This is a genomic window from Streptomyces sp. NPDC057877 (genome assembly GCF_042796855.1).
GTDB lineage: Bacteria > Actinomycetota > Actinomycetes > Streptomycetales > Streptomycetaceae > Streptomyces.
The window spans coordinates 28,710-43,284 of sequence record NZ_JBHVMS010000004.1 but is presented as its reverse complement, the minus strand read 5'-3'; the positions used below and the strand labels follow the sequence as shown (position 1 = coordinate 43,284).

Here is a 14,575-nt window from a genome sequence, read left to right as displayed (position 1 = left end):
AGCCGACCAATCAAGATCACTTGTCGGTGGGCGGCGGGCGGACTGTCAGTGGCAGGTGCGAGGATGCGTGCAGTACTGGCCGATGTGCTCGTGCGGGGGTGGGGGAAGTGCGTGCCCGCGCCCGCGCAGAAGGGACCGCTGACGGCGATGCAGATCCGGCTGACCGTCGTAGATCCGCAGGGCCCGCCCCCCGAGGCCCGGGGCCGTGCCGCCAGCTGCGATGTGCTGGTCACCGCGCCCGCCGGGACGGCCCTGTCCGCCGTGGCGTCGGCACTCGCCTCGACGGTCTCCGACGGCCCCGCCGTGCTGTACGCCGGTGCGGAGCGGCTCGACGCCCAGCGCGCCACCCTGGGCGAGCCGCCACTGGTCGACGGTGCCGTGCTGTCGGTCGGCGCCCCCGCCGAGCCCGAGCCGCACCCCGAGATGGCCGACGCCCCGGCGCGCCTCGACGTGGTCGCGGGCCCGGACGCGGGCGGGGTCCATCTGCTGCACGGCGGCGAGGTCCGCGTCGGCCGCTCCGCCGACGCCGACGTGCCCCTGGACGACCCCGACGTCTCCCGGCTGCACTGCGCCGTGACCCTCACCGCCGACGGCCGCGTCAGCGTCGCCGACCTCGGCTCCACCAACGGCACCACCCTGGACGGCAGCCGCGTCACCACGCGTGCGGTGCGGTTCACGCCGGGCGCCCTGCTCAGGATCGGCGAGTCGACCCTGCGGCTGGCTCCGGCCGGGGGCCTGGGGGCGCGGGTGGGGACCACGCCGGACGGGGAGGGGTTCGTGCGGGTGGCGCTGGCGGCGGACGCGTCCCCGGATGCGGGGCACGCGCGCGTGGGCCCTGACGGCGACGCCGGTACGCCGCTCCCCGCCCCGGACGACACCCCGATCAGCCACGGCCCGGCGGGCTGGGACCCCGCCACGGCGCCCGGCGCCCATGAGCACGCCCCCGTCGAGCCACCGGTGGTCCCGGGGCAGGCCGGGGCCCCCGGGATCGAGAACCGCCGGGACGGCGACGGCGGCACGGGCCCGTCCCCCGTGCCGCGGCAGCCCTCCGGCGCCGACACCCACGGCGGACGCCTCGGCGTCGGCCCCCTGGTCGGGTACGCGCCTGAGCAGGCGGTACCCGCCGACTCCCCGCCCGATGACACCGCGCCCGGCGCGACCGGGCGCAAGGGCACCCCCCTGCGCGGGACCGACGTGCCACCCGGTGTGCGCAGGCGCGGGGGGCTCTCGGCCTGGGCCCGGCGGCTGGCCGGTGGGCGCGGGAGCGAGCAGGACGGGCCCGCCGAGCACCTCGACGGGCCGACCGGCGTGCCCGCCGCCCCGGCGGCCGTCGTCGGCCAGCTCCCGGAGACCTGGCCGGACCCGGCGGCGCTGCTGCTGACCGCCCTGGGCCCCGGGCCCCGGCTGTGGGAGCGCGAGCCGGGGCATCCGGAGGCGCTGACCGTGCGGCTGGGCACCGCCGACCGGACGGCACCGGACGGCGCGGGGCTGCTGCCCGCGGTGCCGGTGACCGCGGATCTGCGCGAGGCCGGTGCGCTGGGCCTCGCGGGGCCACGGCCGCGGCTGGCCGGGCTGGCGCGCGCGGTGCTGGCCCAGCTCGCCGCGCTGCACTCCCCCGACGCCCTGGAGATCGTGCTGATCAGCGCGGACCGCTCCCGCCCGGAGGCGGAGCGCACCGCGGAGTGGTCCTGGCTCGGCTGGCTCCCGCAGTTGCGCCCCGGCCACGGCCAGGACTGCCGCCTCCTGCTCGCCCACGACCGCGAACAGGCCACGGCCCGCACGGACGAACTCCTGCGCCGCCTGGACGACCAGCCCGCGGGCACGACCCCCCACCCGGCCGACGGCTCCGCCCGGCCCCGCCCCTCCTGGGCCCAGGAGGCCGGTCCCGACGGCCCGCCCGGCCCGTACAGCGTGGTCGTCGTCGACGGCGACCCCGGGGGCGCCGATCTGCGTGAGGCGGTGGCGCGGCTCGCGGTGGAGGGGCCGCGCGCCGGGATCCATGTCGTGTGCCTCGCGGAGACCCCGCCCACCTCACCGGCGTCGCCGGTGACGGAGACGTACGAGGCGGCCTGCGCGGTGACGCCCGTCTTCCGGGAGTGCGGCGCGGTCGCCCTGCTCAGCGGCGACGTGGCGACGGCGCTGCGGCTGCTGCGCGTGCCCCGCGCGAGCACGGCCCCCGGCACGCCCCCCGCCCCCGTCGGCCACGGCACCATCGGCACGGTCGACGCCGTGTCCCCCGCCTGGGCCGAGCGGTTCGCGCGGGCGCTCGCCCCGCTGCGGCCGGACGGCGCGGCCGGTGCGCGGCACGCGCGCGTGGCCGTGCCGCTGCCCCAGACGGCCCGGCTCCTGGACGAGTTGGGGCTGGCCCGCGCCACCCCGGCGTCCCTGATGGCCCGGTGGGCGGACGCCGCCGACGACACCGACGCGCTGGGCGGCCGGGCCCGGGTCGTGCTGGGCGCCGGACCGCGCGGCCCGGTCGGCGCGGACCTCGTCGGCGAGGGCCCGCACCTGCTGGTCGAGGGACCGGCGGGCAGCGGCCGTACGGAGCTGCTGCGGGCGGTCGTCGCCGCGCTCGCCGCCGCCGAGCGCCCCGACCGGCTCGGGGTCGTCCTGATCGACGGCCGGGACGGCACGGGCACGGGCGGCGGCCAGGGCGACGGGCTGCGGGTCTGTGGGGACGTCCCGCATGTGACGACCCACCTCGCCGCCAACGACCCGGTGCGGATGCGGGAGTTCGCCCAGTCCCTGACCGCCGAGCTGAAGCGGCGCGCCGAGTTGCTCGGGCGGCTGGACTTCACGGAGTGGCACGCCAGCCGCGAGCTGTCCGGCCGTATGGTCGCGCAGCGCACGGCGGCGGGCCGCGCCACACCGGGCGGCGTCACGAGGAGCGCCACAGGCACGAGCACCGCCCCCGCCGGAGCCGGAGACCTGGAGGCCCCGCCCAGCTCCACCCTGCGCCTGCGCCCGGGCGCCGCCCGGCGTCGCACGGAGGCCGCCGCGCCCCCGCTCCCCCGGCTCGTCGTCGTGGTCGACGACCTGGACGCGCTGGTCTCACCCGCCCTCGGCTCCCCGGGACGCCCCGCGGCCGGGTCGGTGATGCGGGCGCTGGAGGCGGTGGCCCGGGAGGGTGAGCGGCTCGGCGTGCACCTGGTCGCGGCGACCGCGCCGTGCGCCCGTACGGCGGAGACCGAACCGGTGCGCCGGGCCACCCTGCGCGCGATACTCGACCCGCCCTCGACCGGCCCGGACGAACCGGCGCCGGGCCGTGGCCGACTGCTGGCGGCCGACGGGCGGAGCACCCCGTTCCAGGGCGGCCGGGTGACGGGCCGCATCCCCCGCACGGCGACCCTGCGCCCCACGGTCGTCCCGCTGGAGTGGCAGCGCATGGGCGATCCCCCGGCCCGGCGCCCGGTGCGTGAGCTGGGCAACGGACCCACGGACCTGGCCCTGTTGGCGAGCGCCCTGGAGCGGGCCGCGCGGGAGGTCTCCGCGGCCGAGGTGCCCTCGCTGCTCTAGACCGGCTCCAGGACACCTCAAGGCCCCCGGCCCGCCGAGTCACGACGCGGTCACGATCCCCCGGTTGACACCGTAGGCGCACTTGCCGACCTCGGGCACCCGGCGTAGACCAGAGCGCACGGGACAACGTTCGGGCGTTCGACGAGGAACGAAGAACGGGGCAGTGATGCGCACCACGAGCAGCACCATCCGTACCAGCAACGACAACCGTAGAAAGCGAGCGCGCGGGGCCGCGGCCGCGCTCGCCGCGGGGGCCCTGGCGCTCTCGCTCACCGCCTGCGGCGGCGATGACGACGACGGCGGCACCGGGGGCTCCGGCAGCGACGAGCCCACCGCCAGCACCGTCACCCTCCCCAAGCTGGACGGCGAGAGCCTCTCGGTCGCCGCCGTCTGGACGGGCGCGGAGCAGAAGAACTTCAAGACGGTCCTTCAGGAGTTCGAGAAGCGCACCGGGGCGAAGATCACCTTCGTGCCCGCGCAGGACCCGATCATCAACTTCCTCGGTTCGAAGATCGCGGGCGGTCAGCCCCCGGACATCGCGATGCTCCCGCAGCCCGGCGCCATCAAGCAGGCCGTGGACAAGGGCTGGGCCAAGCCGCTCGGCGCCGAGGCGCAGGAACAGCTCAGCAAGAACTACTCCCAGGGCTGGCAGGACATCGGCTCGGTCGACGGCAAGCCCTACGGCGTCTACTACAAAGCCGCCAACAAGTCGCTGATCTGGTACAACAACCAGGTCTTCGAGAACGCGGGCGCCACCGAGCCCAAGACCTGGGACGAGTTGCTGAACACCGCGCGGACGGTCTACGACTCCGGTGTCACCCCGTTCTCCATCGGCGGCGCCGACGGCTGGACGCTGACCGACTGGTTCGAGAACGTGTATCTGTCCCAGGCGGGCCCGGAGAAGTACGACCAGCTCGCCAACCACGAGATCAAGTGGACGGACCCGTCGGTCGAGCAGGCCCTCACCACCCTCGCGGAGATCTGGGGCCAGGCGGGCTATGTGGCGGGCGGCGCGAAGGGCGCGCTCCAGACCGAGTTCCCGGCCTCCGTCACCCAGACCTTCACCGGCGGCGACCAGCCGAAGGCGGGCATGGTCTACGAGGGCGACTTCGTGCAGGTCAACATCGGTGAGACCGAGGCCGAGGTGGGGACGGACGCCAAGGTGTTCCCGTTCCCGGCGGTCGGTGACGAGGCGCCGGTGGTGTCCGGCGGTGACGCGGCGGTGATCCTGAAGGACTCCAAGGCGGCGCAGGCGCTGGCGACCTTCCTCGCCTCCCCGGACGCGGCGACCATCCACGCGGGCCTGGGCGGCTACCTCTCGCCGAACAAGAACGTCGACGCGTCGGCGTACCCGAACGACGTGCAGCGCAAGATGGCCGAGGCGCTGGTCGCGGCCGGTGACGACTTCCGCTTCGACATGTCCGACCAGGCCCCGCAGGCCTTCGGCGGCACCCCCGGCAAGGGCGAGTGGAAGGCGTTGCAGGACTTCCTGAAGAACCCCAAGGACGTCGCGGGCACCCAGCAGCGGCTGGAGGCCGACGCGGCGGCGGCGTACGGGAACTGAGCCGGCGATGACGTCGGCGGCACCGACGGCGGGGGTCCCGGAACCGAAGCGCTCCGGGACCCCTCCCCGTAAACACAAGAGCGTGACCGGCACCCGCCGGACCGTCGCGGCGCTGTTCCTGCTGCCCGCGCTGGTACTGCTCGGCGCGCTCGTGGTCTACCCGATCGGGTACTCGGTCTTCCGCAGCTTCCTCGACCAGTCCGGCGACGGCTTCGCCGGTTTCGACAACTACGAGGCGCTGTTCACGGATGACGGCATCCGTACGGCGCTGCAGAACAACATCATCTGGGTGGTGTTCGCGCCGACCGTCGCGACCGCGCTCGGTCTGATCTTCGCGGTCCTGACCGAACGGGTGCGCTGGGGAACGGCGTTCAAGCTGGTCGTCTTCATGCCGATGGCGATCTCCATGCTGGCCGCCGGGATCATCTTCCGGCTGGTGTACGACCAGGACCCGGACAAGGGCATCGCGAACGCGGTGTGGGTGGGCGTGCACGACACGTTCGCCCAGTCGTCGGCGTTCCCGAAGGCGCACCCGGGCCGGGAGTCGCCGCTGGAGGCCGGGGGCGGCGGCGCCTTCGTCACCAGGGAGCCGGTCCGCGCGGGCGAGCCCGTGGCCCTGCCGCTGGTGGGCGTCGCGCCCGACCTGATGCCCGACGACGCGCGGCCCGCGCGGCAGGCGCGGACCGACCCGGGCAAGGTCACCGGCACCACCTGGCAGGACTTCACCCGCGGCAAGGGCGTCGGCACGCTCGGCGCGCCCGACGCGGGGGAGTTCGGCTATCCGGGGATGCGGATCGAGGCCGTCAAGGACGGTGCGGTGGTCGCCTCGACGACGGCCGCCGACGACGGCACGTTCACCCTGCCCGCCGAGGCGGACGGGGCCCGGCTGCGGCTGCCCGCGAGCAACTTCGAGGAGCCGTACAACGGGCTGGACTGGCTCGGCCCGTCGCTGGTGACACCGGCCATCATCGGGTCGTACATCTGGATGTGGGCGGGCTTCGCGATGGTGCTGATCGCGGCCGGGCTCGCGGGCGTGCCCCGGGAGCTGCTGGAGGCCGCGCGCGTCGACGGCGCCAACGAGTGGCAGGTGTTCAGACGGGTCACGGTGCCGCTGCTCGCGCCCGTCCTCGCGGTGGTCACCGTCACGCTGATGATCAACGTCCTGAAGATCTTCGACCTGGTCTACATCATCGCCCCGGGCTCCTCCCAGGACGATGCGAACGTGCTCGCGCTGGAGCTGTACCGCAAGGGCTTCTCCGAGGACCAGCCGGGCATCGCCAGCGCCATCGCGGTGTTCCTGCTGCTCCTGGTGATCCCGGTGATGTGGTTCAACATCCGCAGGCTCAGGCGGGAGGTCAGGCGATGACGACGACAGACGCGCCGGACGTCAGGAAGGCCGCCCCGGAGAACGGGCGCCCGCCCAGGGAGTCGCTGGGGTCGCGGCTCGCGCAGGGCGTCAGCGGCGGGCTGGTGCGGGTGTTCCTGATCGTCGTGGGACTGTTCTGGCTGGTCCCGACGATCGGTCTGCTGGCGTCCTCGCTGCGCACCCCGGAGGACATGAACGCCAGCGGCTGGTGGAAGGTGTTCTCGGAGCCCGCCCAGCTCACCGTCGACAGCTACCAGACGCTGCTGGAGAACGACGACATCACCAACTCCCTGGTGAACACCGTCCTGATCACCGTCCCGGCGACCGTCCTCGTCGTGGTGATCGGCTCGCTCGCGGGCTACGCCTTCGCGTGGATGGAGTTCCCCGGCCGGGACTGGTGGTTCCTGGCCGTGGTCGGGCTGCTGGTGGTGCCGGTGCAGGTGGCGCTGATCCCGATCGCCGAACTCTTCGGCAACCTCGGCCTGTTCGGCTCGATCACGGGCGTGATCCTCTTCCACGTCGGCTTCGGACTGCCGTTCGCGGTGTTCCTGCTGCGGAACTTCTTCGCGGAGATCCCGCGCGAGCTGCTGGAGGCCGCCCGGCTGGACGGCGCCGGTGAGCTGCGGCTGTTCCTGCGGGTCGTGATGCCGCTGGGCGGACCGGCGATCGCGAGCCTGGGCATCTTCCAGTTCCTGTGGGTGTGGAACGACATGCTGGTCGCGCTGGTCTTCTCCGACGCGGACAGCCAGCCCATCACGGTCGCCCTGCAGACGCAGGTACGGCAGTTCGGCAACAACATCGACGTACTGGCGCCCGGCGCGTTCATCTCGATGGTGATCCCGCTGGCGGTGTTCTTCGCGTTCCAGCGGCAGTTCGTGTCGGGCGTGATGGCGGGCGCGGTGAAATAGGCTGTTTTGGACGGGAGTTGGGGGGCGGGCCCACCGGTCCGCCCCCTTCTCGTTCCCCCGTATGGCGCACACGTCGTAACCCGGTCGCGGGACGAGGCGTTCCCGGGCAGAACGCCCGCGCCGACCCATGGATGTCCCGTGCCCCGGTTCAGTGTCATCGTCCCCGCGTACCAGGTTCAGGCGTACCTCACCGAGTGTCTGGAGTCGGTGCTCTCCCAGTCGTACGCCGACCTCGAACTGATCGCCGTCGACGACCGCTCGCCCGATGTCTGCGGCGATCTCGTCGACGAGTGCGCGGCCCGCGACGCGCGCGTCCACCCCGTCCACCTCCCCGAGCGCCTGGGCCCCGGCCCCGCCCGCAACGCCGGGCTGGCCCGCGCGAGGGGCGACTACGTGCTGTTCCTGAACGGCGACGACACCCTCGCCCCGCACGCCCTGCGCACGCTCGCCGACCGGCTGAGGGAGACCGGCGAGCCGGAGCTGCTGGTGTACGGCGAGGCGAGCGACTGGAGCACCCGGAACAAGGTGTACCGGCGCCAGTTCGTGGAGCGCGAGGGCCTCACCTTCCCCTCCGGCCGCTACGAGGAACTCCCCTGGACCCTCGCGGCGCTGCTCACCGCCGGGTCGACCGCCACGCTGGGCCGCGAGTGGGTGCTGTCCCGGCAGCGCAGGTACGGCACCGCGCCGACCGAGCCGGACGGCCCGCCGCACCCGGACGTCTTCGAGCAGTACGACCGTGTCTTCGCGTTCGTCGACGCGCGGCCCGAACTGGAGCAGTGGAGGCCGGGGTTGTACCGCAGGATGGTCGAGCATCTGGCGCTGCTGTGCAGTGCCCCCGTACGCCTCCCGCGCGGCGCGCGCGCCGCCTTCCTGCGCCAGGCGCGCGCCCACTGCCGACGCCACCGTGTCCCCGGGGCCCGGGTCCCGTGGCGCTCCTGGCTCCGGCACACCCTGGTGCGCCTCGGCGCGCACCGCACGTTCCGCGCGCTGCTGCTGGCCGCCGCCCTGCGCCGCCGTACCGCCCGGCGCGTACTGCGGCTGGCCCGCGCCCTGCGCCGCGCGGGCCTGCGGCTGCACTACCGCGTCCAGCGGTGGCTGCCGCTGCGGGCCGACCGCGCGGTGTTCGCGGCGTCCTCGGGGTCCGGCGGGTACGGCTGCCATCCGGCGGCGCTGGAGTCGGCGTTCCGCACGCACGCCCCGCACATCCGCACGGCGTGGATCGCCGACCCCCGCCAGCACCACACCGTCCCGACCGCGACCCGTCGGGTGACGCCCGGCACGGCCGCGTACTGGACGGCGCTGGCCCGCTCCACCTACCTCGTCGACCACACCGGCTTCGACCCCCGCCTGGTCAAGCGCCCCGGCCAGGTCCTGATCCAGACGCGGCACGGCACGCCCCTGAAGCACATGGGCCTGGACCTGCGGGACCGCCCGGCCGCGGCCCGGGACACCGACTTCGCGGAACTCCTGCGGGACACCGGCACCTGGGACTACGTCGTGTCCGCCAACCGCCACTCCACCCTGACCTGGGAGCGCGTCCACCCCGGCCGCTACACCACCCTGGAGTACGGCTCCCCGCGCGCCGACGTCTTCCAGCGGGCCACCGACGCGGACGTGGCGCGGCTGCGCGAGGTGCTCGGCATCCCCGCGGGCGCCGTGGCGATCCTGTACGCGCCCACGTACCGCGACCACCGCCGCACCCAGCACCTCGCGCTGGACCTCGACCGCGTGGTACGCCGCCTGGGCCCGCGGTTCGTCGTCCTGGCCCGCGCCCACCACCGCCACGGCGGCCCGTTCACCGGGACCACCGAGGGCAGGGTCATCGACGTGACCGGCCATCCGAGCGTCGAGTCCCTCTGCCTCGCCGCGGACGCCCTGGTCACCGACTACTCGTCGATCATGTTCGACTACGCGGGCCTGGACCGCCCGATCGTGCTGCACCTGGCGGACCAGGAGGCCTACGAGGCGGCCCGCGGCCTGTACTTCGACCCGCGCTCCTGCCCGCCGGGCGCGGTCGCGCGCAGCGAGGACGAGCTGATCGACATCTTCGCCACCGGCCACTGGCGCGGCTCCCGCTCCACCCAGCTGCGGTCGGCGTTCCGGGCGCGTTTCTGCCCGTACGACGACGGGCGCGCCGCCGAGCGGGTGGTGCGCCACATCGCGCTGGGGCAGCGGGACGAGGAGGCGGGGCTGCCGCGCCTCGTCGCGCTGGACGAGCGCCGCCCGGTGCCGTCGGCTGCGGCCACCGCCCTGATCCGGCAGCCGCAGCCGACGGTGCCGCGTCCGGCTCCGGCCGGTAACCGCTGAGTCCGGCGCGCCGAGGGAGCGTGGAGTCCTCATGAACCGCAGTTCGTCACGGCCGACCCCGACCCGGCCGCCCGTGTGGCGGCCGTCGGGGCGGCCCGGCCGGGGTTCCGGGGGAGGCGGTGCCGGGGTGGGGCGCCCGGCCCGAGGCGGTTACTCGATGACCAGCTCGACGGGGACGTTGCCGCGGGTGGCGTTGGAGTAGGGGCAGACCTGGTGGGCCTGCTCGACCAGCTTGCGGCCGGTCTCCTCGTCCACGCCCTCGGGCAGCTCGACGCGGAGCGTGACCGCGAGGGCGAAGCCTTCGCCCTGCTTGCCTATGCCGACCTCGGCGGTGACGGCGGCGTCGCTGACGTCGACCTTGGCCTGGCGGCCGACGAGGCCGAGGGCGCTGGCGAAACAGGCGGAGTAACCGGCGGCGAACAGCTGCTCGGGGTTGGTGCCCTGGCCGCCGCCGCCCATCTCCACCGGGATGCCGAGCTGGAGGTCCAGCGTGCCGTCGGAGGAGACGGCGCGGCCCTCGCGGCCGTGGGTGGCGGTGGCGACAGCGGTGTAGAGCGCGTTCATGGAGAGACCTTCCCTCTCGGAGAGACGAAGCCGAACAACCAGAAGTGAAGCACACAATTAAGTTGTGCACAACTAAATGGCGGGTAAGAGCTACCCTGGACCCATGACCACGCCCACCACGGAATGGCTCCGCCTCGACCGGCAGATCTGCTTCTCCCTGAACGCCGCCTCGCGCGCCTTCGGCGGGGTCTACCGCGTCATCCTCAAGGACCTCGGGCTCACTTATCCGCAGTACCTGGTGATGCTCGTGCTGTGGGAGCACGACGACCGTCCGGTGCCGGTGAAGGAGCTGGGCGAGCGGCTGCGCCTCGACTCCGGCACCCTCTCCCCGCTGCTCAAGCGGCTGGAGACGGCCGGTCTGGTGCGTCGCGAGCGCAGCGCCCGCGACGAGCGCTCGGTGGAGGTCCGGCTCACCGGGGAGGGCGCCGCCCTGCGCGAACGCGCGCTGGAGGTGCCGCGCCGCATCGCCACCGCGACCGGGTTCGGCATGGACGAGATCCACGACCTGCGCGCCCGCCTCGACCAGCTCACCACGGCACTCGACGCGGCCACGGAGGCGGAAGCCCGGCGGACGAAGGCCTCCTGACATGACCTGGATGATCACCGGCGGCGCCGGATACATCGGCGCCCACGTCGTCCGCGCCATGACCGGGGCGGGCGAGCGGGCCGTGGTCTACGACGACCTGTCCACCGGTCTCGCCGAGCGCGTCCCGGACGGCGTGCCGCTCGTCGTCGGGTCCACGCTGGACGCGGAACTCCTCGACCGCACCCTGCTCGGCCACGACGTCACCGGCGTCGTCCACCTGGCGGCGAAGAAGCAGGTCGGCGAGTCGGCCGCGCGGCCCCTGCACTACTACCGGGAGAACGTCGAGGGCCTGCGCGTCCTGCTGGACGCGGTCACCGCGGCCGGTGTGCCCTCCCTCGTGTTCTCCTCGTCGGCGGCCGTCTACGGCATGCCCGACGTCGAGCTGGTCACGGAGGAGACGCCGTGCGCGCCCATGAGCCCGTACGGCGAGACCAAGCTGGCCGGTGAGTGGCTGGTCCGGGCGACGGGACGGGCGACGGGGCTGTCCACGGCCTGCCTGCGCTACTTCAACGTGGCGGGCGCCGCCGCCCCGCAACTGGCCGACGTGGGCGTGTTCAACCTGGTTCCCATGGTCTTCGAGAGGCTGACGCGGGGCGCGCCCCCGCGTGTCTTCGGCGACGACTACCCCACCCCGGACGGCACCTGCGTCCGCGACTACATCCACGTATCCGACCTGGCCGAGGCCCATGTCGCCGCCGCCCGCGCCCTGGCCGCGGCCGCGGGGCGCGACCTCACCCTCAACATCGGGCGGGGCGAGGGCGTCTCCGTGCGGGAGATGATCGACCGCATCGGCGCCGTCACCGGGCACCGCCGCGCCCCTGACGTCACCGCGCGCCGCCCCGGTGACCCCGCGCGGGTGGTCGCCTCGGCCGACCGTGCCGCCGCCGCACTGGGCTGGAAGGCCAGGCACGACGTCCACGACATGATCACGTCGGCCTGGGCGGGGTGGCTGCGACTCCATCCCGAGGCGGCGGCCCCGGGGCCGGGGGACTCCTCCCCCGGAGCGCTCACAGCGCCTTGATCGCCTCCGCGGTCGCCCGGGCGAGCGCGGGCAGATAGCCCTTGGGGAGCCTGCGGGTGCGGATGACCACCGCGCGCCAGTACAGCGGGCCGGAGATCAGGTCCAGCGCCAGCTCCTCGTCCATGCCCGGGCGCACCTCACCGCGCCGCTCGGCCGCCGCGACGATCCGGCTGGCCACGCCCTCCTGCCCGTCCCGCAGCGCCTTCTGCACGGCCTCGGCGATGTCGGGGTTGCGGGCCGCCTCCGCCTGGAGGTCCGGGATGATCTGCGAGGCCACCGGGTGCCGCAGCGCCCGCGACGTCACCTCGAACAGCAGCCGCAGATCGCCCTCCAGCGTGCCGGTGTCCGGCACGGTCAGGCCCTGCACGGCGAGCGCCGAGACGACGTCCAGGACCAGGTGCTGCTTGGACCGCCAGCGCCGGTACACCGCGGTCTTGCCGACGCCCGCGCGGCGCGCGATGCCCTCGATCGACATCCGCGCGTAGCCCACGGCCGCCAGTTCCTCGAAGACGGCCGCGCGGATCGCCTCCGTCACATCCTCGCGGAGTACGGCCGCACCCGCGGGGGTCCGGCGGCGCGGTCGGGACTGGGGCCCGTCGGCGTTGGTCGTCATGCGGGACAGCATAGGGCGTAGCGACGAAACGGTTACGTCCTGTCGCTGGGCGGTCTCGCTCCGGGACGGGCGGCGTGGCGACGATACGGTCCCGTCCGCACGCCAGCGGCGTCACGACGATACGGCGCCGTCCTCACGCCCATGGCGTCACGACGATACGGTGCCGTCCTCACGTGTCCGGTTACGACGAAACGGTTGCGTTCTGACGCTCCTACGGCCTACGCTCGCGTTGCGACGATACGGTCCCGTCCCAACGTAGAAACCGCGGAGTGACCGTCGCGACCCCCCACCCCCGACCGAAAGCAGCGGATGTGAGCCAGGTCCTCGACGCACCGCCCAGAACCCCGGCCCCGGCCACCGCCGCCGACGACGACCTCGCGGCGCTCGCCGCCCGCCACGGCCTCACCGTCAGCGGCGCCCGCCCCTCCCTGCCCGCGTACGTCCGCCAGCTGTGGGCGCGCCGCCACTTCATCACGGCGTTCTCCACGGCCAAGCTCACCGCCCAGTACAGCCAGGCCAAGCTGGGCCAGCTGTGGCAGGTCATGAACCCGCTGCTGAACGCCGCGGTGTACTACTTCATCTTCGGCGTGCTGCTCCAGACCAAGCGGGGTGTCCCGGACTACGTCCCGTTCCTGGTGACGGGCGTGTTCATCTGGACGTTCTCGCAGAGTTCGATCCTGGCGGGCACCCGGGCCATCTCCGGCAACCTCGGCCTCGTACGGGCCCTGCACTTCCCGCGTGCCGCGCTGCCGATCTCGTTCTGCCTCCAGCAGCTCCAGCAGCTGATGTTCTCGATGGCGGCGCTCGCGGTCATCCTGCTGGTCTTCGGCGTCCCGGTGGCCGCGTCCTGGCTGCTGGCGGTCCCGGCGCTGGTGCTGCAGTTCACGTTCAACGCGGGCGTCTCGATGATCATGGCCCGGGTGGGGGCGAAGACCCCGGACATCGCCCAGCTGATGCCGTTCGTGCTGCGCACCTGGATGTATGTCTCAGGGGTGATGTGGAGCATCGACCACCTGCTCAGCAGCCATGACAACCTGCCGTCCTGGGTGGGCCCGCTCCTCCAGGCCAACCCGGCCGCCGTCTACATCGACCTGATGCGCTTCGCGCTGATCGACAGCTTCACCGCGAGCCAGCTCCCGTCCCACGTCTGGCTGCTCGCGACCGGCTGGGCACTGCTCGCCGGGGTCGGCGGCTTCATCTACTTCTGGAAGGCTGAGGAGACGTACGGCCGTGGCTGACACCACCGAGGACAAGAGCGTGGCCGGGACCACCGAAGGCAAGAGCGTGACTGAGACCCCCGAAGGCAAGATTCCCACCGTCATCGCCGACAACGTGGACATCGTCTACCGCGTCAACGGCACCGGCGGCGGCCGTGGCTCCGCGACCGCCGCGCTCAACCGCATGCTGCGCCGCAAGCAGACCGAGAAGGCGGCGGGCGTCCGCAAGGTGCACGCGGTGAAGAAGGTGTCGTTCGTCGCGTACAAGGGCGAGGCGATCGGCCTGATCGGCACCAACGGCTCCGGCAAGTCGACCCTGCTGAAGGCGGTCGCGGGCCTGCTCCCGGTGGAGAGCGGCCGTATCTACACCGGCGGCCAGCCCTCCCTCCTCGGCGTCAACGCCGCCCTGATGAACGACCTGACCGGCGAGCGCAACGTCCACCTCGGCGGCCTGGCGATGGGCATGTCCCGCGAGCAGGTCAGGGAGCGCTACCAGGACATCGTCGACTTCTCCGGCATCAACGAGAAGGGCGACTTCATCACCCTCCCCATGCGCACCTACTCCTCCGGCATGGCCGCCCGGCTGCGGTTCTCCATCGCCGCCGCCAAGGACCACGACGTCCTCCTCATCGACGAGGCGCTGGCCACCGGCGACGGCCGCTTCCGCAAGCGCTCCGAGGCCCGCATCCGCGAGCTGCGCAAGGAGGCGGGCACGGTCTTCCTGGTCAGCCACACCAACAAGTCCATCCGCGACACCTGCGACCGCGTGCTGTGGCTGGAGCGCGGCGAACTGCGCATGGACGGCCCCACCGACGAGGTCCTGAAGGAGTACGAGGCCTTCACCAGCGACAAGCCGAGCAAACCCCGGCAGCAGAAGGAGCTGGCGGCACGCTGACGCCACGACGGGAGCGAG

At 73.6% G+C, this 14,575-nt stretch carries 11 protein-coding genes; 9 read left to right on the top strand and 2 right to left on the bottom strand.

Annotated elements, in window-relative coordinates:
* Positions 1–147 precede the first annotated feature (147 nt).
* The 5 genes from ACFVQG_RS11690 to ACFVQG_RS11670 all read left to right on the top strand — a co-directional run bounded on the left by ACFVQG_RS11690 (position 148) and on the right by ACFVQG_RS11670 (position 9,661).
* A complete protein-coding gene (locus ACFVQG_RS11690; protein ID WP_383381672.1) occupies positions 148–3,516 on the top strand; it encodes an FHA domain-containing protein in 3,369 nt (1,122 codons plus the stop codon).
* Positions 3,517–3,682: 166 nt separating this feature from the next.
* The gene (locus ACFVQG_RS11685) at positions 3,683–5,080 is read left to right on the top strand and encodes an ABC transporter substrate-binding protein (protein WP_383379909.1); all 1,398 of its coding nucleotides are present in this window, start codon (positions 3,683–3,685) and stop codon (positions 5,078–5,080) included.
* A gap of 82 nt (positions 5,081–5,162) precedes the next feature.
* Complete coding sequence (locus ACFVQG_RS11680) at positions 5,163–6,446, top strand: carbohydrate ABC transporter permease (protein WP_383379906.1); 1,284 nt, start codon at positions 5,163–5,165, stop codon at positions 6,444–6,446.
* Positions 6,443–7,354, top strand: a complete 912-nt coding sequence (locus tag ACFVQG_RS11675; protein WP_383379903.1) for a carbohydrate ABC transporter permease — start codon at positions 6,443–6,445, stop codon at positions 7,352–7,354. The genes ACFVQG_RS11680 and ACFVQG_RS11675 overlap by 4 nt, the downstream gene beginning before the upstream one ends.
* Positions 7,355–7,492: 138 nt before the next feature.
* Positions 7,493–9,661 (top strand): CDP-glycerol glycerophosphotransferase family protein, encoded by a 2,169-nt coding sequence (locus ACFVQG_RS11670; protein ID WP_383379900.1) that lies wholly within the window; start codon positions 7,493–7,495, stop codon positions 9,659–9,661.
* A gap of 150 nt (positions 9,662–9,811) precedes the next feature.
* On the opposite strand, the gene ACFVQG_RS11665 is transcribed toward ACFVQG_RS11670, so the two are convergent.
* Positions 9,812–10,225, bottom strand: a complete 414-nt coding sequence (locus tag ACFVQG_RS11665) for an organic hydroperoxide resistance protein (RefSeq protein WP_383379897.1) — start codon at positions 10,223–10,225, stop codon at positions 9,812–9,814.
* A gap of 103 nt (positions 10,226–10,328) precedes the next feature.
* On the opposite strand from ACFVQG_RS11665, the gene ACFVQG_RS11660 reads away from it, so the two are divergent.
* Together ACFVQG_RS11660 and galE are read left to right on the top strand one after the other, a co-directional pair.
* Positions 10,329–10,811: a MarR family winged helix-turn-helix transcriptional regulator gene (locus tag ACFVQG_RS11660; protein WP_383379894.1), complete on the top strand. Its 483-nt coding sequence runs from the start codon at positions 10,329–10,331 to the stop codon at positions 10,809–10,811.
* A gap of 1 nt (position 10,812) precedes the next feature.
* Complete coding sequence (gene galE, locus ACFVQG_RS11655) at positions 10,813–11,832, top strand: UDP-glucose 4-epimerase GalE (RefSeq protein WP_383379891.1); 1,020 nt, start codon at positions 10,813–10,815, stop codon at positions 11,830–11,832.
* Here the strand turns inward: galE and ACFVQG_RS11650 are convergent.
* Positions 11,819–12,457 (bottom strand): TetR/AcrR family transcriptional regulator, encoded by a 639-nt coding sequence (locus ACFVQG_RS11650; protein WP_383379889.1) that lies wholly within the window; start codon positions 12,455–12,457, stop codon positions 11,819–11,821. The two genes, galE and ACFVQG_RS11650, sit on opposite strands and share 14 nt — an antisense overlap.
* A 299-nt stretch (positions 12,458–12,756) precedes the next feature.
* Here ACFVQG_RS11650 and ACFVQG_RS11645 point away from each other — a divergent pair, with 299 nt between their 5' ends.
* Both ACFVQG_RS11645 and ACFVQG_RS11640 read left to right on the top strand, forming a co-directional pair.
* Positions 12,757–13,683 carry an ABC transporter permease gene (locus ACFVQG_RS11645; protein ID WP_383379886.1) on the top strand — a complete coding sequence of 309 codons (927 nt, stop codon included), beginning with the start codon at positions 12,757–12,759 and terminating at the stop codon, positions 13,681–13,683.
* A 46-nt stretch (positions 13,684–13,729) separates the two neighbouring features.
* Positions 13,730–14,557: an ABC transporter ATP-binding protein gene (locus tag ACFVQG_RS11640; protein WP_383381669.1), complete on the top strand. Its 828-nt coding sequence runs from the start codon at positions 13,730–13,732 to the stop codon at positions 14,555–14,557.
* Positions 14,558–14,575: the final 18 nt, after the last annotated feature.

What these genes read in the sequence shown, in the direction of transcription:
- ACFVQG_RS11690 (WP_383381672.1), top strand. Translation starts at nt 148, where the DNA reads ATGCAGATCCGGCTGACCGTCGTAGATCCGCAGGGCCCGCCCCCCGAG.
- ACFVQG_RS11685 (WP_383379909.1), top strand. Translation starts at nt 3,683, where the DNA reads ATGCGCACCACGAGCAGCACCATCCGTACCAGCAACGACAACCGTAGA.
- ACFVQG_RS11675 (WP_383379903.1), top strand. Translation starts at nt 6,443, where the DNA reads ATGACGACGACAGACGCGCCGGACGTCAGGAAGGCCGCCCCGGAGAAC.
- ACFVQG_RS11665 (WP_383379897.1), bottom strand. Translation starts at nt 10,225, where the DNA reads ATGAACGCGCTCTACACCGCTGTCGCCACCGCCACCCACGGCCGCGAG.
- ACFVQG_RS11660 (WP_383379894.1), top strand. Translation starts at nt 10,329, where the DNA reads ATGACCACGCCCACCACGGAATGGCTCCGCCTCGACCGGCAGATCTGC.
- galE (WP_383379891.1), top strand. Translation starts at nt 10,813, where the DNA reads ATGACCTGGATGATCACCGGCGGCGCCGGATACATCGGCGCCCACGTC.
- ACFVQG_RS11650 (WP_383379889.1), bottom strand. Translation starts at nt 12,457, where the DNA reads ATGCTGTCCCGCATGACGACCAACGCCGACGGGCCCCAGTCCCGACCG.